Annotated in this window: 25 protein-coding genes; 15 read left to right on the top strand and 10 right to left on the bottom strand. The window is 66.0% G+C overall.

Annotation, left to right across the window (positions count from 1 at the left end):
- Nucleotides 1-717: DUF222 domain-containing protein (locus BST47_RS29140; protein WP_122984571.1), on the bottom strand; the 717-nt coding region annotated here is incomplete at its 3' end.
- Nucleotides 718-859: 142 nt separating this feature from the next.
- On the opposite strand from BST47_RS29140, the gene BST47_RS29145 reads away from it, so the two are divergent.
- Entirely contained in the window at nucleotides 860-1840 is a 981-nt protein-coding gene (locus BST47_RS29145) for an NAD-dependent epimerase/dehydratase family protein (protein ID WP_083129232.1), read from the top strand.
- On the opposite strand, the gene BST47_RS30855 is transcribed toward BST47_RS29145, so the two are convergent.
- The 3 genes from BST47_RS30855 to BST47_RS29155 are packed head-to-tail and all read right to left on the bottom strand — an operon-like array spanning nucleotide 1841 to nucleotide 2857.
- Entirely contained in the window at nucleotides 1841-2017 is a 177-nt protein-coding gene (locus BST47_RS30855; protein ID WP_165799863.1) for a hypothetical protein, read from the bottom strand. It lies immediately after the preceding gene.
- A gap of 18 nt (nucleotides 2018-2035) precedes the next feature.
- On the bottom strand, nucleotides 2036-2389 hold the full coding sequence (locus tag BST47_RS29150) for a UBP-type zinc finger domain-containing protein (protein WP_083129233.1): 354 nt from the start codon (nucleotides 2387-2389) through the stop codon (nucleotides 2036-2038).
- A gap of 24 nt (nucleotides 2390-2413) precedes the next feature.
- Entirely contained in the window at nucleotides 2414-2857 is a 444-nt protein-coding gene (locus tag BST47_RS29155) for a nuclear transport factor 2 family protein (RefSeq protein ID WP_083129234.1), read from the bottom strand.
- A gap of 31 nt (nucleotides 2858-2888) precedes the next feature.
- Between BST47_RS29155 and BST47_RS29160 the strand changes: the two genes are divergently transcribed.
- The 7 genes from BST47_RS29160 to BST47_RS29190 all read left to right on the top strand — a co-directional run bounded on the left by BST47_RS29160 (nucleotide 2889) and on the right by BST47_RS29190 (nucleotide 8552).
- A complete protein-coding gene (locus BST47_RS29160) occupies nucleotides 2889-3332 on the top strand; it encodes an SRPBCC family protein (RefSeq protein ID WP_083129235.1) in 444 nt (147 codons plus the stop codon).
- Between the two features lie 38 nt (nucleotides 3333-3370).
- Nucleotides 3371-3814, top strand: a complete 444-nt coding sequence (locus tag BST47_RS29165; protein WP_083129236.1) for an SRPBCC family protein — start codon at nucleotides 3371-3373, stop codon at nucleotides 3812-3814.
- A gap of 14 nt (nucleotides 3815-3828) precedes the next feature.
- Nucleotides 3829-4908, top strand: a complete 1080-nt coding sequence (locus BST47_RS29170) for a CaiB/BaiF CoA transferase family protein (protein WP_083129237.1) — start codon at nucleotides 3829-3831, stop codon at nucleotides 4906-4908.
- Nucleotides 4909-4966: 58 nt separating this feature from the next.
- A complete protein-coding gene (locus tag BST47_RS29175; protein ID WP_083129238.1) occupies nucleotides 4967-5410 on the top strand; it encodes an SRPBCC family protein in 444 nt (147 codons plus the stop codon).
- Nucleotides 5411-5512: 102 nt separating this feature from the next.
- Nucleotides 5513-6232, top strand: coding sequence for a GntR family transcriptional regulator (locus tag BST47_RS29180; RefSeq protein WP_083129239.1), 720 nt, complete (start codon nucleotides 5513-5515; stop codon nucleotides 6230-6232).
- A gap of 53 nt (nucleotides 6233-6285) precedes the next feature.
- Entirely contained in the window at nucleotides 6286-7839 is a 1554-nt protein-coding gene (locus BST47_RS29185) for an NCS1 family nucleobase:cation symporter-1 (RefSeq protein WP_083129240.1), read from the top strand.
- The gene (locus BST47_RS29190) at nucleotides 7836-8552 is read left to right on the top strand and encodes an aspartate/glutamate racemase family protein (protein WP_083129241.1); all 717 of its coding nucleotides are present in this window, start codon (nucleotides 7836-7838) and stop codon (nucleotides 8550-8552) included. Before BST47_RS29185 ends, BST47_RS29190 begins: the two co-directional genes overlap by 4 nt.
- On the opposite strand, the gene puuE is transcribed toward BST47_RS29190, so the two are convergent.
- Genes puuE through BST47_RS29210 form a run of 4 tightly spaced genes read right to left on the bottom strand, consistent with a single transcriptional unit; the run spans nucleotide 8534 to nucleotide 12870 of the window.
- A complete protein-coding gene (gene puuE, locus BST47_RS29195) occupies nucleotides 8534-9421 on the bottom strand; it encodes an allantoinase PuuE (RefSeq protein ID WP_083129257.1) in 888 nt (295 codons plus the stop codon). The two genes, BST47_RS29190 and puuE, sit on opposite strands and share 19 nt — an antisense overlap.
- A 17-nt stretch (nucleotides 9422-9438) precedes the next feature.
- Nucleotides 9439-10401, bottom strand: a complete 963-nt coding sequence (alc, locus tag BST47_RS29200) for an allantoicase (protein ID WP_083129242.1) — start codon at nucleotides 10399-10401, stop codon at nucleotides 9439-9441.
- On the bottom strand, nucleotides 10398-11618 hold the full coding sequence (locus BST47_RS29205) for a DUF6986 family protein (RefSeq protein ID WP_083129258.1): 1221 nt from the start codon (nucleotides 11616-11618) through the stop codon (nucleotides 10398-10400). Before BST47_RS29205 ends, alc begins: the two co-directional genes overlap by 4 nt.
- 10 nt (nucleotides 11619-11628) lie before the next feature.
- The gene (locus BST47_RS29210; protein ID WP_083129243.1) at nucleotides 11629-12870 is read right to left on the bottom strand and encodes a pyridoxal phosphate-dependent aminotransferase; all 1242 of its coding nucleotides are present in this window, start codon (nucleotides 12868-12870) and stop codon (nucleotides 11629-11631) included.
- Nucleotides 12871-12924: 54 nt separating this feature from the next.
- Between BST47_RS29210 and BST47_RS29215 the strand changes: the two genes are divergently transcribed.
- From BST47_RS29215 to BST47_RS29235, 5 genes are all read left to right on the top strand, one after another.
- Nucleotides 12925-14031, top strand: coding sequence for an alkene reductase (locus BST47_RS29215; RefSeq protein ID WP_083129244.1), 1107 nt, complete (start codon nucleotides 12925-12927; stop codon nucleotides 14029-14031).
- Nucleotides 14032-14240: 209 nt separating this feature from the next.
- A complete protein-coding gene (locus BST47_RS29220) occupies nucleotides 14241-15452 on the top strand; it encodes an acetyl-CoA C-acetyltransferase (RefSeq protein WP_083129245.1) in 1212 nt (403 codons plus the stop codon).
- A 4-nt stretch (nucleotides 15453-15456) separates the two neighbouring features.
- The gene (locus BST47_RS29225) at nucleotides 15457-17601 is read left to right on the top strand and encodes a 3-hydroxyacyl-CoA dehydrogenase NAD-binding domain-containing protein (RefSeq protein WP_083129246.1); all 2145 of its coding nucleotides are present in this window, start codon (nucleotides 15457-15459) and stop codon (nucleotides 17599-17601) included.
- Nucleotides 17602-17683: 82 nt separating this feature from the next.
- Nucleotides 17684-19519, top strand: a complete 1836-nt coding sequence (locus BST47_RS29230; protein ID WP_083129247.1) for a S9 family peptidase — start codon at nucleotides 17684-17686, stop codon at nucleotides 19517-19519.
- A 9-nt stretch (nucleotides 19520-19528) separates the two neighbouring features.
- Nucleotides 19529-21010, top strand: coding sequence for a class I adenylate-forming enzyme family protein (locus tag BST47_RS29235; RefSeq protein WP_083129248.1), 1482 nt, complete (start codon nucleotides 19529-19531; stop codon nucleotides 21008-21010).
- On the opposite strand, the gene BST47_RS29240 is transcribed toward BST47_RS29235, so the two are convergent.
- Entirely contained in the window at nucleotides 21007-21432 is a 426-nt protein-coding gene (locus tag BST47_RS29240; protein ID WP_083129249.1) for a pyridoxamine 5'-phosphate oxidase family protein, read from the bottom strand. The two genes, BST47_RS29235 and BST47_RS29240, sit on opposite strands and share 4 nt — an antisense overlap.
- Before the next feature lie 45 nt (nucleotides 21433-21477).
- The gene (locus BST47_RS29245) at nucleotides 21478-21711 is read right to left on the bottom strand and encodes a hypothetical protein (RefSeq protein WP_133056255.1); all 234 of its coding nucleotides are present in this window, start codon (nucleotides 21709-21711) and stop codon (nucleotides 21478-21480) included.
- 171 nt (nucleotides 21712-21882) lie between these two features.
- On the opposite strand from BST47_RS29245, the gene BST47_RS29250 reads away from it, so the two are divergent.
- Nucleotides 21883-23286 carry an amidase gene (locus tag BST47_RS29250; protein ID WP_083129250.1) on the top strand — a complete coding sequence of 468 codons (1404 nt, stop codon included), beginning with the start codon at nucleotides 21883-21885 and terminating at the stop codon, nucleotides 23284-23286.
- Nucleotides 23287-23297: 11 nt separating this feature from the next.
- Complete coding sequence (locus BST47_RS29255) at nucleotides 23298-24287, top strand: LLM class F420-dependent oxidoreductase (RefSeq protein WP_083129251.1); 990 nt, start codon at nucleotides 23298-23300, stop codon at nucleotides 24285-24287.

The following is a 24287-nucleotide window of genomic DNA, read 5'->3' on the forward strand; positions in this document are numbered from 1 at the left end:
CATTCCAGGCGCGGCGTATTTGGCGAAGATCACCTCCCAGACTGCCCGGGCTTCGGGGGTGAGATTTCCGGTCACCGTGCTCATTGCGTCGCGTCCCTGTTTGCCGATGGTGATCCCGCGTTTGCGGGCGCGTTCGGTGTCGTCGGGTTCGGGGCCGTCCTGGTCGAGCAGGAACAATCTGAGCTCTGCGGTGTCTTTGAGTTCCTTGGGGCCGACCCCGACCGCCACCCGCACTAGGTCGGTTTCGAATTGTTCGCGCGTCACGGCATCCACGAATCCGGGCAATCGCCGGATCGCCTCGCGCAGCACCTTGACGTGCTCACCGTTGATCAACCCCGTCGCCTGCGCGGCTGCGGTCGCGGCCAGCACCGGCGCCAGCGGCTCACCACCGCTGAAGGCCTGGCGCGGCCCCAGCTCCTCAGCTTCGCTCAGCCGGCGGTGGGCCTCGCCCGCGGAGATGCGCCACCGGATCTTTAACACGTCCTTCCAGTTTTTGGCGCCCAACTCTTTAGGCGTGGTCTCGGCCTGCAACCGGGCCAGGGCGCGATGCCACTGGGTGGGCAGCTGACAAGACAACTCCTCCAACCCGTCCAGCACATCGAGCAGTTCGCGGTGGGTCAGCATGTCGAGGTCACAGGCGGCCAACTCGTCATGCGCGGACCGCAACGCGGCCATCAACACCTGAACCCGAGTCGCCAACATGATTCGAACATACATTCGATCACCGACAAACCGACCACCGAATGTGGCTTCTGTGACAGATCAATTCTCAAGAGGCGCAAGGTAACTAACGGACGGTGCCGATCTGGCGCCGGGCGGTCTCCGTTTCGATCCCGCGTGGACGGGCATCCTGGACGGCATGGGTCTCACGGTCGCCGTCACCGGCCCGACGGGGGAAATTGGCATCTCGGCTGTCACCGCGCTGGACCGCGATCCGGTCGTCGAGCGGATCATCGGGATGGCGCGTCGGCCGTTCGACCCGGCGGGGCAGGGCTGGGCCAAAACCGAGTACCGGCAGGGCGACATCACCGAGCGCGCCGACGTCGACGACCTGGTCGCGGATGCGGATGTCGTCGTGCACCTGGCGTTCATCATCATGGGCACGCGCGAAGAGAGCGCTCGGGTGAACCTCGCGGGCACACGCAACGTGTTCGAGGCGACGGTGGCCGCGCAGCGACCTCGCCGCCTCGTCTACACCTCCTCGGTCGCCGCATATGGCTACCATTCCGACAACCCTTCTCCGATCACCGAGGACGTTCCGCCGCGTGGTTCGCCCGAGCACTACTACTCCGAGCAGAAGGCGGCCTGCGAGGCCGCACTGCAAGAGATCGTGGCTGGGTCCGACCTCGAGGTGTACGTCTTGCGCCCGTGCATCGTCGCCGGGCCCAAGGCACCCGCACTGGCAGATGTCATGCCGTGGAATCAATTGCCCGGCCCCATCAAGCGGGTGACCCAGATGCTGCCACTGCCGAAACCGCTGCTGCCCGATCCGGGCGTCCCGATGCAATTGGTGCATCACGACGACGTCGCCTCCGCCATCGCGCTGGCCGCGACCACTTCTGCCCCTCCCGGCGCGTACAACCTGGCCGGTGATGGAGTGGTGTCGATCTCGGACGTGGCCACTGAACTCGGCGCGCGTCCCGTTCGTGTGCCTCAGTTTGCGGCCACCGCCGCATCGGGACTGATGGCCAGGCTTCCGTTCCTCCCGTCGTCCCTGGAGTGGCTGCACGCGAGCCGCACGTCGGTGGTCATGGATACGAGTAAGGCGAAAACCCAGCTGGGCTGGGAGCCGAAATACACTGGCGCCGAAACATTGTCGGAGCTGGGGCGATCGCTCTAGCTACTGGGTGTGGTCCCCGGTGTCGGCCGGGCCGCTAGGAGTGGCGCCGCCTTCATCGGACCAGTCGGCGCCATCCTCGTCACCCTTGCCCGGGTCGCTCTCTACGTCGTCGTCCGCACCGCTGGGGCCGGCTTCGGTCTCGGTGGTGTCGGGTTTGTCGGGGTTGGTCTCAGTCATGCCGCTCGAATACCCAGTTCAGTCGGAGCGACTCCGAAGCTGGGCCATCCAGTTGCCGGGAACCCGATCCGCAGGTCCGGGGGCGGGCTGGTCTTCGGGGTGGCTTTCGGGGGCCACGAGCTCGGGTCCGTCGTAGTACCGATTCGAATCGTAGTTCCAGAACCAGTCCTCGCCCGGTTCGAAGGACCGGATGATCGGATGCCCGGTGGAGCGCCAGTGCGCCGACGCGTGGCGGGCCAACGAGTCGTCACAGCAACCGATGTGTCCGCACGCGGCGCAGCGCCGAAGGTGCACCCACCACCCGCCGTGCTCATCGCACTCAACACACCCGGTACCGCTCGGCGGGACTGTCGGATCGACGGCATCGCTCATAGTCGATGAGCCTACCGATTTCGGCTAGCCGGCCATGGTCGAGTTCGGGGCGTGCCAGTCGGTCGAGACGAACCGGTGGCGGATCAGCCACTCGTCACCGACCGGCACGAAGAGGTCACGGTAGCGGCCGTAGTGGTCAAGCCCGATCTCGGTGAACACGGTGAAGTAGCAGGCGACGCTCGCCCGCTGCGGCGTCATGCCGGTGAACCGGATGTTCGTCACGTTGTGACGAACGATGCGCCGAATCCCCGATTCCTGAGCCGCCGCATTCGGCGATGCGACGGCGCCACCGAGGAATTCGACGATGGCCACGCGACCCCGAACCGGCGCGGCGCCGCGCAGCTCGAGCTCCCCGTCCTCGCAGAAGGATTCGGCGAGCTCGGGCAGCCGCATCGCGTCTCCGGACCAGGTGTAGCGGGCGAGGCTGTCGCGGATGCGTTCACGCGCCGAAAGCTCCCAAAGTTCCATGCGGTCAACCGTATCGGGCTAGGGTCGCGCCATGGCTACCAGCGATTCCCGCGAGGTCGTGATCGAGGCAAGTCCCGAGGAGATCCTCGACGTCATCGCCGACGTCGAATCGACACCAGATTGGTCGTCGCAGTATCAGAGTGCGGAGATCCTGGAGTCCCATGCCGACGGCCGGCCCCGGCGCGTGAAGATGAAGGTGAAGTCCGCCGGCATCACCGACGAACAGGTCGTTGAATACACCTGGACCGACAACAAGGCCAGCTGGACTCTCATCAGTGCCAGTGCGCTGAAGGCGCAGGACGCGTCGTACACGCTGACGCCCGAAGGGGACAAGACCAAGGTCACGTTCGACATCACCATCGACCTGTCGGTGCCGATGCCCGGGTTCGTGCTCAAGCGGGCGATGAAAGGTGCGATGGAAACCGCCACCGACGGCCTGCGCAAGCAGGTGCTGAAGGTGAAGAAGGGCAGCTGACGGGTTTCGCCGGAGCGCACCCGTGGAACTAAGCCGGCATGGCTGTCACAGAAACGCGCGACGTCGTCATCGAGGCGACGCCCGGCGAGATCATGGATGTGTTGACTGATCTGGAGACGTTGACCGAGTGGTCACCGACCCATCAGAAGGTCGAGGTGCTCGAGCGCGACGCGGCGGGACGCCCGAGCAAGTCCAGGCAGGTCGTCAAGATCGTCGGCATAACCGACGAGCAGGTGCTGGATTACACCGTTTATGACGACGGTGTGGGCTGGACTCTCGTCAGCTCCAAGCAGCAGCGCGCCCAGACCGGCCGTTACACGCTGACGCCCGACGGTGATTCGACGCAGGTGCGTTTCGAATTGATGGTCGACCCGACGGTCCCCCTGCCCGGCTTCCTGATCAAACGGGGAGCCAAGGGACTGATGGAGACTGCCACCAAGGGCCTTCGCGAGCAGGTGCTGAAGGTGAAGAAGGGCGCCTGAGCTAGCGTCCACCCGTGACGAACACAGGCCCCTTGGCGGGAGTGAAAGTTGTCGAACTCGGCGGTATCGGGCCGGGACCGCACGCGGGCATGGTACTGGCCGATCTGGGCGCCGACGTCGTTCGGGTACGGCGGCCGGGCGGGCTACAGATGCCCGCGGAGAACATCGACCTGATGCACCGTGGAAAGCGAACGGTCGACCTCGACGTCAAGAAGGAGCCACAGGTTCTGCTCGACCTCGCGGCCAAGGCCGACGTGCTGCTGGATTGTTTCCGCCCCGGCACCTGCGAACGCCTCGGTATCGGACCTGACGACTGTGCTGCCGTGAACCCTCGACTGATCTTCGCGCGGATCACCGGCTGGGGCCAGGACGGTCCCCTGGCCATGACTGCCGGCCACGACATCAACTACCTGTCGCAAACCGGTGCGCTGTCGGCCATCGGATACCGCGACAGGCCGCCGGTCGCGCCGCTGAATCTGGTGGCGGACTTCGGTGGTGGGTCGATGCTGGTGCTGCTGGGCATCGTCACCGCTCTCTACGAACGCGAGCGCTCGGGCCTTGGCCAGGTCATCGATGCGGCCATGGTCGACGGCGTCAGCATCCTGGCGCAGATGATGTGGACGATCAAAGCCGGAGGCACGCTGAAAGACACCCGCGAGTCGTTCATGCTCGACGGCGGTGCCCCCTTCTACCGCACCTACGAAACCTCCGACGGCGGATACATGGCGGTCGGTTCGATCGAACCGCAGTTCTTCGCGCAGCTCCTCGTCGGCCTCGGGCTGTCCTCCGAGGAGGTGCCCAAGCAGTTCGACGTTGCCGCGTACCCAGAGATGTTCAAGATCTTCACCGACCGGTTCGCGAGTAAGACCCGCGATGAGTGGACGGCCGTCTTCGCGGGCACGGATGCATGCGTCACACCGGTACTCACCTGGACAGAAGCGGCGCAGAACGAACACCTACTGGCGCGGTCGACGGTGATGACGGCGCACGGCGTCGAACAGGCGGCTCCGGCGCCGCGGTTCTCCCGCACTCCGGCAGGTCCGGTCGGGCCCCCGCCGCAGGCAGCCACGGCAGTCACCGAGATCGGCTGGTAGGCGGGTTAGCTGATAATTCCATTACATGAGGCACACGAGGTGGCTATGATTTGCCACTATGACTGTCCGTGCGTCACGAGAGGTGGTCTTCGACGCCCCGCCTGAGGCAATTCTGGAAGCGCTTGCCGATATCGAGGATGTGCCGTCGTGGTCGCCGTTGCACAAGCACACCGAGGTCCTGGACCGCCATCCGGACGGCAGACCGCACCACGTCAAGGCGACGTTCCGGATCATGGGGATCACCGACAAGGAGCTCCTGGAATACCACTGGGGTGACGACTGGGTGGTCTGGGACGCGACCGAAACCGGTCAGCAGCGCGGTCAGCATGCCGAGTACAACCTCACCCCGGAGCTCGACGGCAAGACGCGGGTGCGGTTCGACATCATTCTTGATCTGGCGACGCCGGTTCCCCGTTTCCTCGTCCGGCGAGGCAAGCAAATGGTGCTCGATATCGCGACCGAGAGCCTCCGACAGCGTGTGATGGCCCGGGGCACCGCCTAGGCGCAGAGCTTTCGCTCAGCCCGCTGCGCACGGAAAGGGCTGACCTCGAAGCGCTTTGGGCCGCGCAACATCGACGCAACATAGCGTGCCTACGGTGATCGAATGCGTCGCCACTCGATTCTGGTCGACCGGCTGACAGTCAAGACCCCAGGTGGATCACAGCAGAGCATTCTCGATGAGCTGCGTCGCGTCATCCTCGACGGCGCGGTTCTGCCCGGCACCCACATCCCACTGGCCGAGGTTGCCGATCTGTTCGGCGTGAGCCAGATCCCGGTCCGTGAGGCGCTGAAGACACTGATCGGTGAGGGACTCGTTGCCCACCGCAGCAACTTCGGCTACTCGGTCGCGCAGCTGACTCCACAGGAGCTGCGCGAGATGTACATCGTGCGTGAGACTTTGGAGGCAGCAGCGCTCGCAGCGTCGGTGGCCAATGCCACTGACACGGACCGCGCCGCCGTCGTCGCTGCCCACGACGCTCTGCAACAGGCCATTCATGACGACGATCCCGTCACCTACCACCGCCAGAGCCGCGAGTTCCATCTCGCGTTGACCCGCCCGTCGCGCATGCACAGGCTGCTGCACATGCTCGAATCAGCCTGGAACGTAACCGAACCCGTGCAATCGATGGTGCATGTCTCCCCGGATCAGCGCACGGCACTGCACGCAGATCATCTTCAGATGGTGGAATTGTTCCTCGCCGGCGACGTCGAGCAATTGCTCGTCACCGCCGAGGTGCACGCACAGCGACTCAACTCGGTGATCGCGACGCTGCCGACCGACACCGGCCTACTCGTGGCGCCGAATATATCTTCCGCGCAATAGCCAGGTAGTTCGCAGGAAATACCTGTGCAATACGTCGTGGATAGCGTCCGCGCATGACCGACCTCGACACACCTCAGACTACGAAGGACCTGCCCCCGGGCGCGGTTGTCGGCGCGGGCGACCTCGTCGAAGCGTCCGGCCACCCGGTCGGCGGCGGCGTCATCAAACCGGGCTACGACCCACGCCTGACGAACGAGGACCTCGCCCCGCTCGGCAAGCAGACGTGGACGTCATACAACATCTTCGCCTTCTGGATGTCCGACGTGCACAGCGTCGGCGGATATGTGACCGCGGGCAGCCTGTTCGCGCTCGGCCTCGCCAGTTGGCAAGTGCTGGTGGCGCTGCTGGTCGGCATCACGATCGTCTATTTCTTCTGCAACCTGGTCGCCAAGCCCAGCCAAGCGGCCGGGGTGCCCTATCCGGTGATCTGCCGCACCGTGTTCGGCGTCCTGGGCGCGAACATCCCGGCGATCATCCGAGGGCTGATCGCCGTGGCGTGGTACGGCATTCAGACCTACCTGGCCTCGGCAGCGCTGGATATCGTGCTGCTCAAGCTGTTCCCCGGCCTCATGCCGTACGCGGAGGTCGAGAACTACGGATTCGCCGGACTTTCCTTGCTTGGCTGGGGCAGCTTCCTGCTGTTGTGGGTGCTGCAGGCCTGCGTGTTCTGGCGTGGCATGGAGTCGATCCGCAAGTTCATCGACTTCTGCGGGCCCGCCGTCTACGTCGTGATGTTCATCCTGTGTGGCTACCTGATCGCCAAAGCGGGTTGGGGCGCCATCGATCTCAATCTGGGCGATGTCACCTATACCGGATGGTCCTCGCTTCCGGTGATGCTCGGTGCCATCGCACTGGTGGTGTCCTACTTCTCCGGACCGATGCTCAACTTCGGTGACTTCTCGCGGTACGGCAAGTCGTTCGCGGCCGTCAAGAAGGGCAACCTCCTGGGCCTGCCCGTCAACTTCCTGGTGTTCTCGGTGCTGGTGGTCGTCACCGCCTCGCTGACGCTGCCGGTGTTCGGTGAACTGATCACCGACCCGGTCGAAACAGTGGCGCGAATCGACTCGACCTTCGCCATCGTGCTTGGCGCGCTGACGTTCACGATTGCCACCATCGGCATCAATATCGTCGCCAACTTCATCAGCCCGGCGTTCGACTTCTCCAACGTCAGTCCGCAGCGGATCAGTTGGCGCGCGGGCGGCATGATCGCTGCCGTCGGATCGGTGCTCATCACCCCGTGGAACCTCTACGCCAATCCCGAGGTCATCCACTACACACTGGAAACTCTCGGCGCGTTCATCGGCCCACTGTTCGGTGTGCTGATCGCCGACTACTACCTGGTCCGCAAGCAGAAGGTGGTCGTCGATGACCTCTTCACCATGGATGAGGGCGGCAAGTACTGGTACACCAAGGGGTACAACAAGGTTGCGGTGATCGCCACCGCCATCGGCGCCGCGCTTGCCGTGATTCCTGTTCTGCTGGGCGGTTCAGTGGTGGGTATGCACACCGCAGCGCAGTACAGCTGGTTCATCGGTTGCGGTGTGGCGTTCGTCGTCTACTACCTGATGGCGACCCGCGACGCACTGGTCGCAGAATCGGTGTCGTGACACGGATCTGGGTGATCAACCCGAACACCACCGCTTCGATGACGGCCACGATCGAAAGATGTGCCCGTGCCGTCGTCGCACCGGACACCTCGGTCACCGGCGTCACCTCAAAGAGTGGGCCGTCGTCGATCGAGAGCCATTACGACGAGGCGATGAGTGTGCCTGGGCTGCTTCAAGTGGTCGCACGAGGTGAGCGCGAGGGCGTCGACGGCTACGCGATCGCCTGCTTCGGTGATCCCGGTTTGGACGCTGCCCGCGAGCTGGCGCAGGGTCCGGTGATCGGTATCGCCGAGGCGGCCATGCACACCGCGAGTCACCTGGGCCGCGGCTTCAGTATCGTGACCACGCTTGCCCGTACCATGGGGCGCGCCGCTGATCTCGCGGAACACTATGGTATGCAACGGTTCTGCCGCGGTATCCATGCCTGTGATATCCCGGTGCTCGATCTCGACACCGATCCGTTTGCCCGCAAGGTCGTCACCGAGGCCTGCCATGACGCGATCGAGGCCGACGGCTCCGATGTCGTGGTGCTGGGATGCGCGGGGATGGCGGACATGTGTGCGCAGATTTCCGTCGAGCTCGGCGTGCCCGTGGTCGATGGTGTCAGCGCCGCGACACTGACCGTGCAGTCGCTGGTAGGCATGGGCCTGGGTACGTCGAAGCGCGGCGAGTTCGCCGCACCGCCTGCGAAGGACTACACGCCCGGGGGATGAGTGGCGCGCCAATGGTCGGCGACTTCGATCCGTCGCGCAATCCACACCCGGTCGTGGGTCTGCACGTGATCGAGGAACCGTTGCAGGGACGCGGCGCGCGCGGGACGTCCGACGATGCGGCAGTGCAGACCTATCGACAGCATCTTCGGTTGGCCCGCAAGGCCTTCGGCGTAGAGCACGTCGAAGGCGTCCCGCAGATGTGCGAAGAACTCGTCACCGTTGGCGAAGCCCGCGGGCGATGCGAAGCGCATGTCGTTGGTGTCCAACGAATAGGGCACGACGAGGTGATCGGTCTCGCGGACACGGACCCAGTAGGGCAGGTCGTCGGCGTAGGAGTCGGAGTCGTAGACGAAGCCGCCGTGCTCCACGACCAGGTCGCGGGTGTGTGGCGAATCCCGGCCGGTGTACCAGCCGAGCGGACGGGCGCCGACGAGGTCGGTCAGGATGACGACCGCTTCGGCCATGTGTGCGCGCTCGGTGTCTTCGTCGATCAGCTGGTAGGACTTCCAGCGCAGTCCGTGGCAGGCGACCTCGTGGCCGAGTTCGGTGAACGCCGCGACGGCCTCGGGGTTGCGTTGCATGGCGCGGGCGACCGCGAAGATCGTGAGCGGCAGTCCCCGGTTCTCGAAAATGCTCAGGATCCGCCACAATCCGGCCCGCGAGCCGTACTCGTAGAGCGACTCCATACTCATGTGCCGATCGTCGAAGGGCTCGGCAGGCGTGATCTCGGACAGGAACGTTTCCGAGGCCGGGTCACCGTCGAGGACGCAGTTCTCGGCTCCCTCCTCGTAATTGAGCACGAACTGGACGGCGATGGCGGCGTCGCCGGGCCACCGTGGGTCGGGCGGATGCGCCCCGTAACCGATCATGTCGCGCGGGTAGTCACTCACAGCAGATCCCCGAACATCCGCAACCGGGCCAGACCACCGTCGGGGTAGATGTCCAGCCGGGCCTCGGACACGGTCGCTTCGGTGTTGATCAGAAAGCGGTGCCTGGTGTCGGGCAGCAAGTTGGTCCGGGGGAGCAGTTCCACCCATTCACCCTGCGGGTCAAGGCCCTTCAGCGATGCTGCGGCGGGACTGTTGTCGATGAAGTACGAGGTGTCGACCTCCACCAGTCGCACCCGGCCCGGCCCTGCCAACCGGATGTGCACCCAGTCGTTGGCGTCGTCGCGTCGGCGCGCCGTCTCCCAGCCGTCGCCCATGACCTTGGCCAGCCCGGGGAAGATCAGGTTCTGCGGCGAGCTGTAGAACCGGTTGGAGCAGTCCAACACCAACCCACCGTTCTCCAGTGCGGCCAGATCGACCAGTCCGCTGCGGAGGAACCGGCGGTCGGGCCGGCCCTCGCCGTGGACGCGCAACCGTGCCACACCGCCGTCGGGATAGATGCGCAACCGGACGTGCGTCCAACGACGTTCGGAGGTCACCTCGAAGGGGTTGCGGCTGTCGCCGTAGACCTTGGCGCGGTCGACGGTGCTTTCCCAACCCGCTTCGGCGACAAGCTCTTCCGCGGTCGGATAACCCTCGACCTCGAGCGCGTCCAGCGACGCCTCCGGCGGGAAATTGCCCTTGAACCAGGCGGTGTCGATGACCACGCCGCGGATCACCCCGGGTGCGCCGAGCCGCACGATCGCCTCGTCGAAACCGGGTTCGCGGCGGCGTCGGGTCTCCCAGCCGTCGTAGATCTGGCCGCGATGTCCGAACGTGGCCGGCTGATACTTCGCCGGCCCCGGCTTGATCAGGTTCTCCTTCTCGGCGAACGAGTCGTCGTTGGCCCACACGACCGCGCCGCCTGCCGTGCGCAGCGCAAGGTCGGGGAGCCAGGTGAAATCCGGTGCGGAATCGGTCATGAGTGCTTGCGTTCCTTCAGGTTTCGCAGGACGGCGAGGTCGGCACCAGGGGCGAGGGCCAACACGTCCCCGATGGCGAACGCGCCGACACCGAGCCCGCGCAACACGACGGTTGCCAGCGCCTCGGCCGTCGCCGGCTCGTCGACGATCGCGCCGCCGCGGCGGTCCAGGTAGGCCTGCAGGCGGGGCGCGGCCGCTGCCAGGGCCGCGCGGAAGAACGTGACAGTGGCCAGCCAGCGCGTCACCAGGTGGCCCGGGTGCATGTCCCAGCCCTGGTAGTAGCCACGTTCGAGGGAACGGGTGACCAGGTGGTGATGGCGCCGGATCGCCGATCGGACCTCCTCACCGGTGCCGGCGGGCGTTACCTGCGTGGACCCGTCGACGACGCGCACACCGGTCTGCGCCGCGGCGGCCATCATGACGGCCTTCGCATGATCGGCGACAGGATGGTCCAGCGCCTGCTGCTGCGGCGCGATACCGCAGGCTGCGCTGTAATCGTAGGTGCCGTAATGCAATCCAAGGCAGCGGCCCGCGCTTCGGTGCAAAGCCTTCGCGACGGTGGCGGTGCCGTCGGCGCCGAGAATCGCCTGCGGACTCTCGATCTGCAGCTCGAATCGCAAGGTGCCGTCCGGCAGGCCGTGCGCGTGTTCGAGGGCCTCGCACAGCCACACGGCCGCCGTGGCCTGTTCGGCCGCTCGCAGCTTCGGCACCGTGAAGACGAAACCCGACGGGACGGCGCCCGCCGCGTCGAGCACCAGCTCGAGGGTTCGGACCGCGCGGTTGCGTTCCGCGGACGTCAATCCCTTGATGCGGATACCGCAGACGTCGGTCCCCAGTGCCGCGAGGGTGTGACCGGCGCGTCGGGCGTCGCGGTCCTCGGTGTCGTCGGAACGACGTCCATAGCCGTCTTCGAAGTCCAGGCGCAGATCCTGGATCGGCGCGGACTCCAATCGGCGTGCCACGATGTCGACCGCATCCGCTCCGCTGAGTTCGGTGACGAGGTCACGGTGGGTGTCCAACAGATCGGCGGCGGCCGCGCCCCACTCCTGCGGTATCTGGGGTGTGGCATCGGCGGCGCTGACGTACACGGTGTGCACGGGTTGGGTGGCGTCGCCGTCGCCGGGGTAGCCGGTCTGCAGGTCCGCGTCCACCCCCGCCAGCAATTCGTCGATGCGGGCGCGCAGAGGCGATGCTATCGGCCTGCCGGGTTCCGCCACCGGTCCATCGTCACAGATGGCGCCCGTCACGTCTTATCGACGACAGCCGGCGGATCGCCTCGTCGAGTGTCTCGTCACGCTTGCAGAAGGCGAAGCGCACCAGATGGTTCCACTGCGCGAAGTGCGCACTCAGCGGATCGCAGAACGCCGCCATCGGGATGGCCGCCACACCCGTCTTCTCGGGCAGCTGTGCGCAGAACTCCGTGCTGTCGTGGAAGCCCAGCGGGCGGGGGTCGGCGCACAGGAAGTACGTGCCGAAGCTGTCGTGCACCTCGAAGCCCAGTTCGGCGAGCGCCGAGCCCAGTTTGTCGCGCTTGGCCTGCAAAGAATCCCGCAACGCTGTCACCCATGCGTCTTCGGTGTTGAGCGCGTGGGCGACCGCGGGCTGAAACGGCGCGCCACCGACATACGTCAGGTACTGCTTGGCTGCGCGGACACCGGCGATGAGTTCGGCTGGGCCGCAGGCCCATCCGATCTTCCAGCCGGTGACGTTGAACATCTTCGCCGCACTCGAGATGGTGATCGTGCGCTCGGCCATGCCGGGATAGTTGGCCAGCGGAACATGCTTGTGATCGTCAAACACCAGATGCTCGTAGACCTCGTCGGTGATGACCAGAAGGTCTTTGTCGACGGCGAGTTCGGCGATGCCCGCGAGCTCGGCGTCGCTGGCGACCATGCCCGTCGGGTTGTGCGGGGAGTTGACGATCAGCGCCCTGGTCTTCGGCGTCACCGCGCGGCGCAGACCGTCGACATCGATGGCGAAACCACCGCCGGCCGAGCCGGCAATTCCGCGTCCGCCGTTCTGCATCATCGGTACCGCCCGCCGCTCGCATCCCGCCATCGCGAGCACGGGGGAGTACGAGTCGTAGAACGGCTCGATCAACAACACCTCTGAGCCGGGTTCCACGAGGCCTATCACCGAGGCGGCGATGGCCTCGGTGGCGCCGACCGTGACGAGCACCTCGGAGTCGGGGTCGTAGTCGGTGCCGAAGTTGCGTTTGCGCTGCGCGGAGATCGCCTCGCGCAGCGGCGCGATGCCCAGGCCCGGCGGGTATTGGTTCACGCCCTCGGCGATCGCCTCCTCGGCGGCCTTGAGCATCGCCGGAGGGCCGTCCTCGTCGGGGAAGCCCTGCCCCAGGTTGACGGCGCCGACGCGTGCAGCCAGCGCCGACATCTCGGCGAAGATGGTTACCGCATAGGGCTGCAGCCGCTTCACCGGAGCCGCCCGGCCGGCGACATGAGGCTCGGTCATGGCTTTCGAGCGTAGGCCAGGAATGAAAGCGGACTCGACAGCGCTTACTGCGGCGTGGCCTTCACACTCGATCCCGACGCATCCCTGCTGAAACCCGTCCGAGTCGGCGACACCGTCGCCCCCAACCGGATCTTCATGGCGCCACTGACCAGATCGCGCGCCCACGCCGACGGCACGCCGTCCGACCTGGCCACCGCGTACTACGCCCAGCGCGCGGCCGCGGGTCTGATCATCAGCGAGGCGACCGCGGTGTCGGAAGCGGCCAACGGCGCGTATGTGAACACGCCCGGCATGTACACCGACCGCCATCAGGAGCAGTGGGCGGAGATCGCCGCCGCCGTGCACGAGGCGGGCGGTCGGATGTTCGTTCAGCTCTGGCATGTCGGCCGGATGGGACACCCCGACATCAGCGGTGTCGAGACCGTCGCACCATCCGCGATCGCCGCCAACATGGCAGCGCACACACCGACGGGCAAGAGCCCGCTTCCCGTGCCGCGCTCCCTGCGCACCGACGAGATCGCCGGCATCGTCGCCGATTTCCGTGCCGCTGCGCGTCGCGCTGTCGACGCAGGGATGGATGGCGTCGAGATTCATTCGGCCAACGGATATCTGCTGCACGAGTTCCTCTCCGATGTGACCAACCGTCGTGACGACGGCTACGGCGGTGGGCCACAGAACCGCGCGCGGTTGACGGCCGAAGTGGTCGAAGCCGTCGTCGACGAGATCGGCGCTGGACGTGTCGGCCTACGCATTTCGCCGGGAGGCTCCGCGGGTGACATGCGTGAGGTGGACGAGGTGTCGGCGTACGAGGCGCTGCTGCAACGGATCGCGCCCTTGGGCATTGCCTACCTGCACGTGTTGATCGACCCGACGGCGCGCACCTTCGGTTTGTTGCGCGCGCTGTGGTCGGACCCGCTGGTGTTGAACACCGGCAGGGACACCGGAACCGACTTCTGCCAGCTGGAGAGTTTCGCGGAGTGGGGCGCGATCAGTGCGGCGGCGGTCGGACGCGCCTTCCTGGCCAATCCCGACCTGATCGATCGCCTGCTGCTGGGAGCCGAACTGAACGAACCCGACGTTGCGACGTTCTACGCGCCGGGCCCGGCGGGCTACACGGACTACCCGACGTTGACCGAGTTGGAAGAGCCGCAGTCGGCCTGACCCGTCTCTGCCGAACGTGGGTTACCCGCACGCAGATCCGGCGATTGCTGTGCGGGTAACCCACGTTCGCGCGGTAGGTAGTGCTGTCAGGCGGGTAGTTAGGCCGCCCAACCAACAGGTTGGGTGGGGCTGTTAGGCTGCGGGCAGAGGACCACCGTCGCCCATGTGGGCCGGCTCCCAACAAACCCATCTGAACAGGAAATATCTTCATGTCTGAAGAAGCCTTCATCTACGAGGCGATTCGCACGCCTCGCGGCAAGAACAAGAACGGCGCCCTCAACGAGGTCAAGCCCGTCAACCTGGTCGTCGGCCTCATCGACGAGCTACGCACCCGCTTTCCCGACCTGGACGAGAACCTCATCAGCGACCTCATCCTCGGCGTCGTATCGCCCGTCGGCGACCAGGGTGGCGACATCGCCCGCACCGCAGCGCTGGTGGCCAAGCTGCCCGAGACCACCGGCGGATTCCAGCTCAACCGCTTTTGCGCGTCCGGCTTGGAGGCCGTGAACACCGCGGCGCAGAAGGTCCGCTCCGGCTGGGACGACCTGGTGCTGGCCGGCGGCGTCGAGTCGATGAGCCGCGTCCCGATGGGCTCCGACGGCGGCGCCTGGGCCACCGACCCGGAGACCAACTACCGCATCGGCTTCGTCCCGCAGGGCATCGGCGCCGATCTGATCGCCACCATCGAGGGCTTCAGCCGCGAGGACGTCGACCGCTACGCGCTGCGGTCGCAGGAGAAGGCCGCCGCGGCGTGGTCGGGCGGCTACTTCGCGAAGTCCGTCGTCCCCGTCAAGGACCAGAACGGTCTGGTCATCCTCGACCACGACGAGCACATGCGCGCCGACACCACCCTCGAGGGCCTCGGCAAGCTGAAGACCGCGTTCGACGGCGTCGGCGCGATGGGCGGCTTCGACGATGTGGCGCTGCAGAAGTACCACAACGTCGAGCGGATCAATCACGTCCACACCGGCGGCAACAGCTCCGGCATCGTCGACGGCGCCGCCCTGGTGCTCGTTGGTAGCGAAAAGGCAGGCAAGTCGCAGGGCCTCACCCCGCGCGCCCGCATCGTCGCCACCGCCACCAGCGGTGCCGATCCGGTCATCATGCTGACCGGCCCGACGCCGGCCACCAAGAAGGTGCTGGACCGTGCGGGGCTGACGGTCGACGACATCGACCTGTTCGAGCTGAACGAGGCTTTCGCCTCGGTGGTGCTGAAGTTCCAGAAGGACCTGAACATCCCCGACGAGAAGCTGAACGTCAACGGTGGCGCCATCGCGATGGGTCACCCGCTGGGCGCCACCGGCGCCATGATCACCGGAACCATGGTCGACGAGCTCGAGCGTCGCAACGCGCGCCGCGCGCTCGTCACGCTGTGCATCGGCGGCGGCATGGGTGTCGCGACCATTATCGAGAGGGTTTAAGACCATGGCAGAGAACACGATCACGTGGGACAAGGATGCCGACGGCATCGTCACCCTGACGCTCGACGACCCGACCGGTTCGGCCAACGTGATGAACGAGCACTACTCCGAGTCGATGCACAACGCGGTCGAACGCCTTGTCGCCGAAAAGGATTCGATCATCGGTGTCGTCATCACCAGCGCCAAGAAGACCTTCTTCGCCGGCGGTGACCTGACCGCGATGGTGAAGGCCCAGCCCGAGGACGCCGGCGAGTTCTTCAGCACCGTTGAGGGCATCAAGGCCGACCTGCGCAAGCTGGAAACCCTTGGGAAGCCCGTTGTCGCGGCTATCAACGGCGCCGCGCTCGGTGGCGGGTTGGAGATCACGCTGGCGTGCCATCACCGGATCATCGCCGACGTGCCCGGTGCGGTCGTCGGCTTCCCCGAGGTGACGCTCGGGCTGCTGCCCGGCGGTGGCGGGGTCACCCGCAGCGTGCGGATGTTCGGCATCCAGAAGGCGTTCATGGAGGTGCTGAGCCAGGGCACCCGCTTCAAGCCCGGCAAGGCCAAGGAGGTCGGTCTGGTCGACGAGGTGCTGCCGTCCGTCGACGAGTTGGTTCCCGCCGCCAAGGCGTGGATCAAGGCCAACCCCGAGGCCCACACCCAGCCGTGGGACGCCAAGGGCTACAAGATGCCCGGCGGCACACCATCGAGCCCAGCGCTGGCGGGCATCCTGCCGTCGTTCCCGGCGCTGCTGAAGAAGCAACTCAAGGGCGCGCCGATGCCAGCGCCGCGGGCCATCCTGGACGCGGCCGTCGAGGGCGCTCAGGTGGACTTCGACACCGCCAGCCGGATCGAGAGCCGCTATTTCACGCAGTTGGTCACCGGGCAGACCGCCAAGAACATGATCCAGGCGTTCTTCTTCGACCTGCAGCACATCAACGGCGGCGGGTCGCGGCCTGACGGCATCGCGCCGGTCAAGATCAACAAGATCGGTGTGCTCGGCGCGGGCATGATGGGCGCCGGCATCGCCTACGTCTCGGCGAAGGCCGGGTTCGACGTCGTGCTCAAGGACGTTTCGATCGAGGCCGCGCAGAAAGGTAAGGGCTACTCCGAGAAGCTCGAAGCCAAGGCGCTGGAGCGGGGCAAGACCACGCAGGAGAAATCCGATGCGCTGCTGGCCCGCATCACCCCGACTGCCGACGCCGCCGACTTCAAGGGCGTCGACTTCGTCATCGAGGCGGTGTTCGAAAGCCAGGACCTCAAGCACAAGGTGTTCCAGGAAATCGAGGACATCGTCGAGCCCAATGCGCTGCTCGGCTCGAACACCTCCACACTGCCGATCACCGGTCTGGCGACCGGCGTGAAGCGCCAGGAGGACTTCATCGGCATCCACTTCTTCTCACCGGTCGACAAGATGCCGCTTGTCGAGATCATCAAGGGCGAGAAGACCTCTGACGAGGCGCTGGCCCGCGTGTTCGACTACACGCTGGCCATCGGCAAGACGCCGATCGTGGTCAACGACAGCCGTGGCTTCTTCACCAGCCGCGTCATCGGCACCTTCGTCAACGAGGCGCTGGCGATGCTCGGTGAGGGCGTCGCGCCTGCCAGCATCGAGCAGGCGGGTTCGCAGGCCGGCTACCCGGCGCCGCCGCTGCAGCTGTCCGACGAGCTGAATCTCGAGCTGATGCACAAGATCGCCGTCGCCTCCCGTAAGGGAGTCGAAGACGATGGTGGCACCTATGTGCCGCACCCGGCCGAGGCCGTCGTCGAGAAGATGATCGAACTCGACCGGCCGTCGCGGCTCAAGGGCGCCGGCTTCTACGAGTACGTCGACGGTAAGCGCACCGGTCTGTGGTCGGGATTGGGTGAGACGTTCAAGTCCGGCAGCAGCGAGATCCCACTGCAGGACATGATCGACCGGATGCTGTTCGCCGAGGCGCTGGAAACCCAGAAGTGCCTCGACGAAGGCGTTCTCACGTCGACCGCCGATGCCAACATCGGCTCGATCATGGGCATCGGCTTCCCGCCGTACACCGGTGGGTCAGCACAGTTCATCGTCGGCTACGAGGGTCCGGGCGGCGTCGGCAAGGACGGGTTCGTCGCGCGCGCCAAGGAGTTGGCCGCCAAGTACGGCGACCGCTTCAACCCGCCGAAGTCGCTGCTTTAGCGTCAGCAGACGCGAAAACCCCCGGAAGCCGTAACTTTCGGGGGTTTTTGCGTCTGTTCACCGGATCGGTGACGATAGTCCGATGGCCGACGTGAAGTTCATTCCGCTCGAAGTGCTGCTTGGCAACCCAGAGCGGGCGGGAGCGCAGATCTCGCCGGACGGCAAGCGGCTTTCGTACATGGCGCCGCTGGACGGCGTGATGAACGTGTTCGTCGGCGACGCCGGGGCGGACAACGAACGACCGGTCACACACGACACCGAACGCGGGATCCAGGGGTACTTCTGGGCGCACGACAGCAGCCGCATCATGTACGTGCGGGACAAAGACGGCAGCGAGAACTTCCGGCTCTTCGACGTCGACTTGGAGACGGGCGTTGAGCGCGACCTGACTCCGTTCGACGAGGTGCAATGCCAGATCATCGCGCATCGCAAGGAATTTCCCAACGTCGTGCTCCTCGGCCTGAACAAGGACAACCCTCAGCTGCACGACGTTTACCGCCTGGATCTGACGACGGGAGAGCTCGAGAAGATCGTCGAGAACCCCGGTTTCGTCGGTTGGGTCGTGGACCCCGACCTGAAGGTTCGCGGCGCCGTGCAGCCACTGCCCGACGGTGGCGCGGTGTTCCTGGTGCGTGACGACGAGGCGTCGGACTGGCGCCCGCTGTTGCAGGTGCCGCCGGAAGATGCGGAGACGTCGGGACCGCTGGGCTTCACCAGAGACGGCCACAGCATGTATGTCCAGACCTCCGTCGACGCCAACACCGGTCGCCTGGTGAAGATGGACACGGCGACGGGTGGTTTCGACGTGATCGCCGAGGATCCGGATTACGACATCGCGGGCGCGATGTTGAACCCGGACACCCGCGAGGTCGAGGCCGTGCTGGTGTACCGGGATCGCCTGGAGTATCAGGTGTTCGACGACGCGGTCCGTGGTGACATCGAAGCACTGCAACGACTGAGCAGCGGCGACCTGTCGATCACCGATCGAAGCAACGATGACACGACGTGGCTCGTGACCTTCGACGACGACAGTGGCCCGGTGAAGTTCTACACCTGGGACCGTGAAAAGAAGACGGCGAAGTTCCTGTTCGACCATCGACCTCAGCTCAACGACTACCCGCTGGTGCCGATGGAACCGTTCAGTTTCACGGCGCGGGACGGGCTGACGATCCACGGCTATCTGACCTTCCCGGCGGAGGTCGAGCGCTCGGGTCTACCCGCGGTACTCACCGTGCACGGCGGACCGTGGGTCCGCGACGCGTGGGGGCTGGATCCCGAGGCGCAGTGGCTGGCGAACCGGGGCTACGTGTGCGTGCACGTGAATTTCCGCGGCTCCAGCGGCTACGGCAAGAACTTCCTCAACGCCGGAGATCGCGAATGGGGCGCCAAGATGCACGACGACCTGCTGGACGCCGTCGAACACCTTGTCGCACAAGGCATCGTCGACCGCGACCACGTCGCGATCTACGGCGGCTCCTACGGCGGCTATGCCGCACTGATCGGTGCGACGTTCACCCCCGACGTCTTCAGGTGCGCGATCTCGATGGTCGGTCCGTCGAACCTGAACACCCTCATCGCGTCGATACCCGAGTACTGGAAACCGCTGCTGTCGATGTTCCACAAACGGGTCGGCGACGACGAGGACTTCCTGTGGTCACGCTCGCCGCTGTCCAAGGTCGACAACATTGCCATCCCCATCCTGATTGCCCAGGGCGAGAACGATCCACGGGTGAAACAGGCGGAATCGGAACAGATCGTCGCGGCGATGAAGACGCACGACATCGACTACGAGTACGCCTTGTACGAGAACGAAGGTCACGGCCTCGTCAAGCCCGAGAACCGCCTCGATTTCTATCGCCGGGCCGACCGATTCTTGGCAAAGCATCTCGGCGGTCGCGCAGAGGGCTTGATTCGCTAGATTGACGGGGTGCCCGGGAGCTTCACCGAATCGTTCGCCGCGGGCTTGGCGAGCTACGGCGACCGTCAGTGCATCCAGTTCGAGGGGCGGTGGTACACCGGCGACGAGGTCGCCGCATACGGTGCCGCCATCGCCGACGTCTTGCGCAGCGCTGATGTCGCCGACGGCGCACCCGTCGGTCTCGTGGTCCGCAACCGACTGCAGCACGCTGCCGCGATCGTCGGCTTTCTCGCCATCGGCCGCCCGGTCTCGATGATCTACTCCTTCCAGTCGCCCGAGGCGATCGGCCGCGACATCGAGAAGCTGGAACTGTCGGCGATCATCGCGGATCGCGAGGACTGGACGCACGAGGTCATCGCGGCATGCATGCGGGCAGGTTGTGCGGGTGTGGCCATTTCGCTGACCGACCCGACGGTGTCACTGGTCGAGGGCCTCGAGCGGCGAGACCCGTCGCGAAAGCACGCCGACGTCGAACCCGGTGTGGCACTGCAGATCCTGACCAGCGGCACCACCGGACCGCCGAAGCGGCAAGCGATCATGACGCCGGTGCTGGCGCGCACGGTGTTCAGCGTGACCAGCGGGGAGACCGCACCGTCGGATGCGCCTCCGGAACTGGCGTACTGGCAGTTCGGGGGTATCGGCGTCTGCCAACTCGTCGCGGGTGTCTACAACGCCAGGCGGATCGTGATGCTGGAACGCTTCTCGGTCGAGGGATTCGTCGACGTGATCAAGACGCACCGCATCACGCGTTCCGGTGTGCAGCCCGCTGTGGTGCGCATGCTGCTGGACGCCGAGGTCGCCAAAGAGGATCTGGCGTCGCTGGAGTTCCTGATCAGTGCCTCGGGGCCACTCGATCCGCAGACCCGCGTCGAATTCGAGGAGCACTTCGGCATCCCCATCCGGTTGGCTTACGGTGCAACGGAATTCGCCGGATCGCTGTGTGCCTGGACGCCGGACCTCGTCGACGAGTTCGGTGAATCCAAACGTGACAGCGTCGGCAGGGCGTTGCCCGACACCGAGGTCCGCATCGTCGACGCGGATACCGGCGTGGAACTGCCCGCCGGCGAGCATGGTCTGCTCGAAGCGAAGGTGGCGCCGATCAGTCCGGATTGGATCCGTACCACTGACATCGCCTCCATCGATACCGACGGCTTCGTCTACCTGCACGGTCGGGCCGACGGTGCGATCAACCGCGGCGGGTTCAAGATCATGCCGGAAACCGTTCGGCGCGTGCTGATCTCGCATCCCGCCGTGCGTGACGCGTGTGTGGTCGGCGTACCTGACCCGCGGCTGGGCCAGGTGCCGTTCGCCGCGATCGAAGTCGTCGAGGGTATGACGGCGCCACCGAGCGATGAACTGAAAGACCTTGTCCGCCAGGAGCTGCCGGCCTACAACGTGCCCGTGGCCTTCACCGTCGTCGACGAGCTGCCGCGCAACCCCGCGCTGAAGGTCAGCCTGCCGGAGGTGGCCGCGCTCTATCCGAAGGGTTAGACCGCTCCCAGGTCGGACGAGAGCCAGTGCTGCGGCTTCATGAAGATGGCGACGCCCTCGCCGTGCTCGCGGCGGGCGAATTCGAGGTAACCGTCGACCTTGTCCGGCGGCAGGTAGCGCTTGACCATCTCGACGAGTTGTTCGTCGGTGGCCGGTTCGATGCGGCTGACCGGGCCGTCGACCGCGACGTAGCGCACCGTCGGCTCGAGACGCTGGGCCATCAGAGTGAACTCGCCCTGCGTCTCGATCAGGCGATGCTTGCGCGAGCCGGCACCCGTATGGATCCATGGTTCACCGCCGGGGTTGTACTGGTACCAGATCGGCACGGTCAGCGGTCCGCGCTTGTCACCAGCGCTCACCGAGAGCGCCCCAACGTGGGGCTCGGCCAGAAACTGTTCGCGTTCTTCCTTGGAGAGGGCCATGGCGCCAGGCTAGCGCCGGCCCCCGTCAAGTGCGTCTGACCTGGGTCAGCAGCCGATCCGCGAGAAGAACGCCACGGCGACGAGGCCGATGACGAATGCCACCTGCGGCTGTCCCATCGCCATGGTGCTGACGATGCCCGCGATCGCGGCAATCGCGATCACGACGAGCAGCAGGACATAGAACCATCGGACGTGGTGGTGGCTGTCTGCACGAACCGGGTGCGACTCCAACCCCGTCATCGGGTCACGGCCCACAACCGCCTCCTTTGTGACATACATCACATCGATCTTCGCTATGTGAGCCACACCATATAACACCGATCCGGCTTCCGCGATGCCGATGGATCAGATGTCGCCATTGCAGCCTGATAACGGCCCGACCACTGCGTATCTGGTGAACACTGCCACGTGACGCCTGCGGAAAACCGGGGAAGTACGAGACGAGCGAGCATGACGGATCTCTGTCAGTTGCCGGCCCATCAGCTGATCGCGCTCATGGCGGCGGGCACGGTTTCGTGCCGTGACGTCGTCCACGCGCACCTCGCGCGAATCGAGGCAGTCAACCCCGCCCTCAACGCGCTCGTGCAGGCCACCGACCCCCAGCAGTGCCTGGCGGCCGCGGCCGAAGCCGACGATCGCGTCGCCCGCGGCGCCCCGCTCGGCCGGGCGCACGGACTGCCGGTTGTGGTCAAAGACGTCATGCACGTCGCGGGGCTTCAGTGTTCGGGCGGAAGTCCGGTGCTGCGTGCGATCGCAGACAAGGATGCGACGGCGGTCTCCAGGCTGCGCGGCGAAGGCGCCATCGTGCTCGGCCTGACGAACGTCCCCGAGATGGGCCGCGGCGGCGAATCCAACAACAGCGTCTACGGCCGCACCAACAATCCGTTCGACCTGTCGCGCACACCCGGCGGTAGCAGCGGCGGATCGGCGGCCCTGGTGTCCGCCGGCGGCGCCGCACTGAGCGTGGGGTCCGACGGCGGCGGCAGCATCCGGCAGCCGTGTCACAACACCGGTGTCGCCGGCCTCAAGCCCACCCACGGCCGAATCCCGCGCACCGGCAGTGTGTTCGGCGACGCGCTCGGCATCTTCGGCCCGTTCAACTGCTACGGCCCGCTCGCCCGGGCGGTGGCCGACCTTCATCTGGGCCTGTCGATCATGAACGGTCCTGATCTGCGCGATCCGTACGCGGTGCCCGCGCCGCTCGGCGACCCGGACGACGTCGACGTCTCCGCCCTGCGCGTCGCCACGTATCTCGACGACGGCATCTCGCCGCCCGACGACGACGTCGCCGCCGTCGTCAGCGATGTGGTGCAGGCGCTGACGGGAATGGTCGGCATCGTCGAGCACAACAGCCCGCCCTGCCTGGTACGCACCATGGAGTTGTTGTGGGAGTCGGTGTTCCTCGGCGGCGATCGGGGCCGGGGGTTCGAAGCGGATCTGGCCGCCATCGGGGCCACCGATCCCTCCGAGGAACTTGCTGAGTTCCTCGAGCAGGCGCGGCTGGTCGAGTTCTCGCTGTCCGACGCGCGAAGCAGGCTGGCCGACATCGACACGTACCGCATCGAGATGCTCGAGTTCATGGCCGACTACGACGTGATCGTCGGACCCGCGATGCCGACCGCGGCCAAGCCCCACCATCACGGGCTCGTCGAGATCTCGGACTTCTCCCATCTGATGGCGCACAACCTGACCGGCTGGCCTGCGGCAGTGGTCCGCTGCGGCACCTCGAAGGAGGGTCTGCCCGTCGGTGTGCAGATCGTGGCGAGACCGTGGCAGGACGCGACGGCGCTTGCAGTCGCGGGTCGGCTGGAAGCGGTATTCGGAGGATGGCGGCCCCCGCCGTTGTTTGCATAGAGTTGCAAGCCATGCGCTTTGGACTCTTCATCCCGCAGGGCTGGCGTCTCGATCTCGTGGACATCCCGACCGAGCAGCAATGGCCGATCATGCGTGACCTCGCCGCGTACGCCGACGCGGGCCCCTGGGATTCGCTGTGGGTGTACGACCATTTCCACACCGTTCCCGTGCCGACGGACGAGGCGACCCATGAGGCGTGGTCGCTGATGTCGGCCTACGCCGCGAGCACATCCCGCATCAAGCTCGGCCAGATGTGTACGGCGATGGGCTACCGCAATCCGGTGTACCTGGCGAAGGTCGCCGCGACGGCCGACGTCATCTCCGGTGGCCGGGTCCAGATGGGGATCGGCGGCGGCTGGTATCAGCACGAGTGGGAGGCCTACGGCTACGGGTTTCCGTCAGCCGGTACCCGGCTCGCCATGCTCGACGAGGGCGTCCAGATCATGCGCGACGCCTGGCGCGACGGGCGGGTAAGCCTCGCTGGCAAGCACTATCAGGTCGACGGCGCGATCGTCGCGCCCAAGCCGTTGCAGGACGGCGGGCCTCCGCTGTGGATCGCCGGTGGCGGCGAGAAGGTGACGCTGCGCATCGCCGCGAAGTACGCCCAGTACACCAACTTCACGTCGGATCCCGACAGCTTCGTGCACAAGTCGCAGATCCTGGCCGAACACTGCCGGGCCGTGGGCACCGACTACGAGGCGATCGTGCGGTCGTCCAACTTCAACGCCGTCATCGGCACCTCGGAGAGCGACGTCAAGGAGCGCTTGGCACGGCTGCGCGCCCAGCAGGTGACCAAGGCGGACGGATCCGCCGTCGACGCCATGCTCGGCACCGTCAGCGCTCCTGAATCCGCCACTGGCACAACCGAACAAGCCATCGAGAAGCTCACGCGCATGCGGGAACTGGGCTGCGAATACGCGATCATGTACTTTCCCGAGGCCGCGTACGACCGCACCGGCATCGAACTGTTCGAGCGCGAGGTCATCCCCGCGCTGGCATGA

It is taken from the genome of Mycolicibacterium tusciae (assembly GCF_002086795.1).
GTDB lineage: Bacteria > Actinomycetota > Actinomycetes > Mycobacteriales > Mycobacteriaceae > Mycobacterium > Mycobacterium tusciae.

Coding starts and splice junctions, on each gene's coding strand:
- BST47_RS29145 (WP_083129232.1), top strand. CDS start 860: ATGGGTCTCACGGTCGCCGTCACCGGCCCGACGGGGGAAATTGGCATC.
- BST47_RS30855 (WP_165799863.1), bottom strand. CDS start 2,017: ATGACTGAGACCAACCCCGACAAACCCGACACCACCGAGACCGAAGCC.
- BST47_RS29150 (WP_083129233.1), bottom strand. CDS start 2,389: ATGAGCGATGCCGTCGATCCGACAGTCCCGCCGAGCGGTACCGGGTGT.
- BST47_RS29155 (WP_083129234.1), bottom strand. CDS start 2,857: ATGGAACTTTGGGAGCTTTCGGCGCGTGAACGCATCCGCGACAGCCTC.
- BST47_RS29160 (WP_083129235.1), top strand. CDS start 2,889: ATGGCTACCAGCGATTCCCGCGAGGTCGTGATCGAGGCAAGTCCCGAG.
- BST47_RS29165 (WP_083129236.1), top strand. CDS start 3,371: ATGGCTGTCACAGAAACGCGCGACGTCGTCATCGAGGCGACGCCCGGC.
- BST47_RS29175 (WP_083129238.1), top strand. CDS start 4,967: ATGACTGTCCGTGCGTCACGAGAGGTGGTCTTCGACGCCCCGCCTGAG.
- BST47_RS29180 (WP_083129239.1), top strand. CDS start 5,513: ATGCGTCGCCACTCGATTCTGGTCGACCGGCTGACAGTCAAGACCCCA.
- BST47_RS29185 (WP_083129240.1), top strand. CDS start 6,286: ATGACCGACCTCGACACACCTCAGACTACGAAGGACCTGCCCCCGGGC.
- puuE (WP_083129257.1), bottom strand. CDS start 9,421: ATGATCGGTTACGGGGCGCATCCGCCCGACCCACGGTGGCCCGGCGAC.
- alc (WP_083129242.1), bottom strand. CDS start 10,401: ATGACCGATTCCGCACCGGATTTCACCTGGCTCCCCGACCTTGCGCTG.
- BST47_RS29210 (WP_083129243.1), bottom strand. CDS start 12,870: ATGACCGAGCCTCATGTCGCCGGCCGGGCGGCTCCGGTGAAGCGGCTG.
- BST47_RS29220 (WP_083129245.1), top strand. CDS start 14,241: ATGTCTGAAGAAGCCTTCATCTACGAGGCGATTCGCACGCCTCGCGGC.
- BST47_RS29225 (WP_083129246.1), top strand. CDS start 15,457: ATGGCAGAGAACACGATCACGTGGGACAAGGATGCCGACGGCATCGTC.
- BST47_RS29230 (WP_083129247.1), top strand. CDS start 17,684: ATGGCCGACGTGAAGTTCATTCCGCTCGAAGTGCTGCTTGGCAACCCA.
- BST47_RS29240 (WP_083129249.1), bottom strand. CDS start 21,432: ATGGCCCTCTCCAAGGAAGAACGCGAACAGTTTCTGGCCGAGCCCCAC.
- BST47_RS29245 (WP_133056255.1), bottom strand. CDS start 21,711: ATGTATGTCACAAAGGAGGCGGTTGTGGGCCGTGACCCGATGACGGGG.
- BST47_RS29250 (WP_083129250.1), top strand. CDS start 21,883: ATGACGGATCTCTGTCAGTTGCCGGCCCATCAGCTGATCGCGCTCATG.
- BST47_RS29255 (WP_083129251.1), top strand. CDS start 23,298: ATGCGCTTTGGACTCTTCATCCCGCAGGGCTGGCGTCTCGATCTCGTG.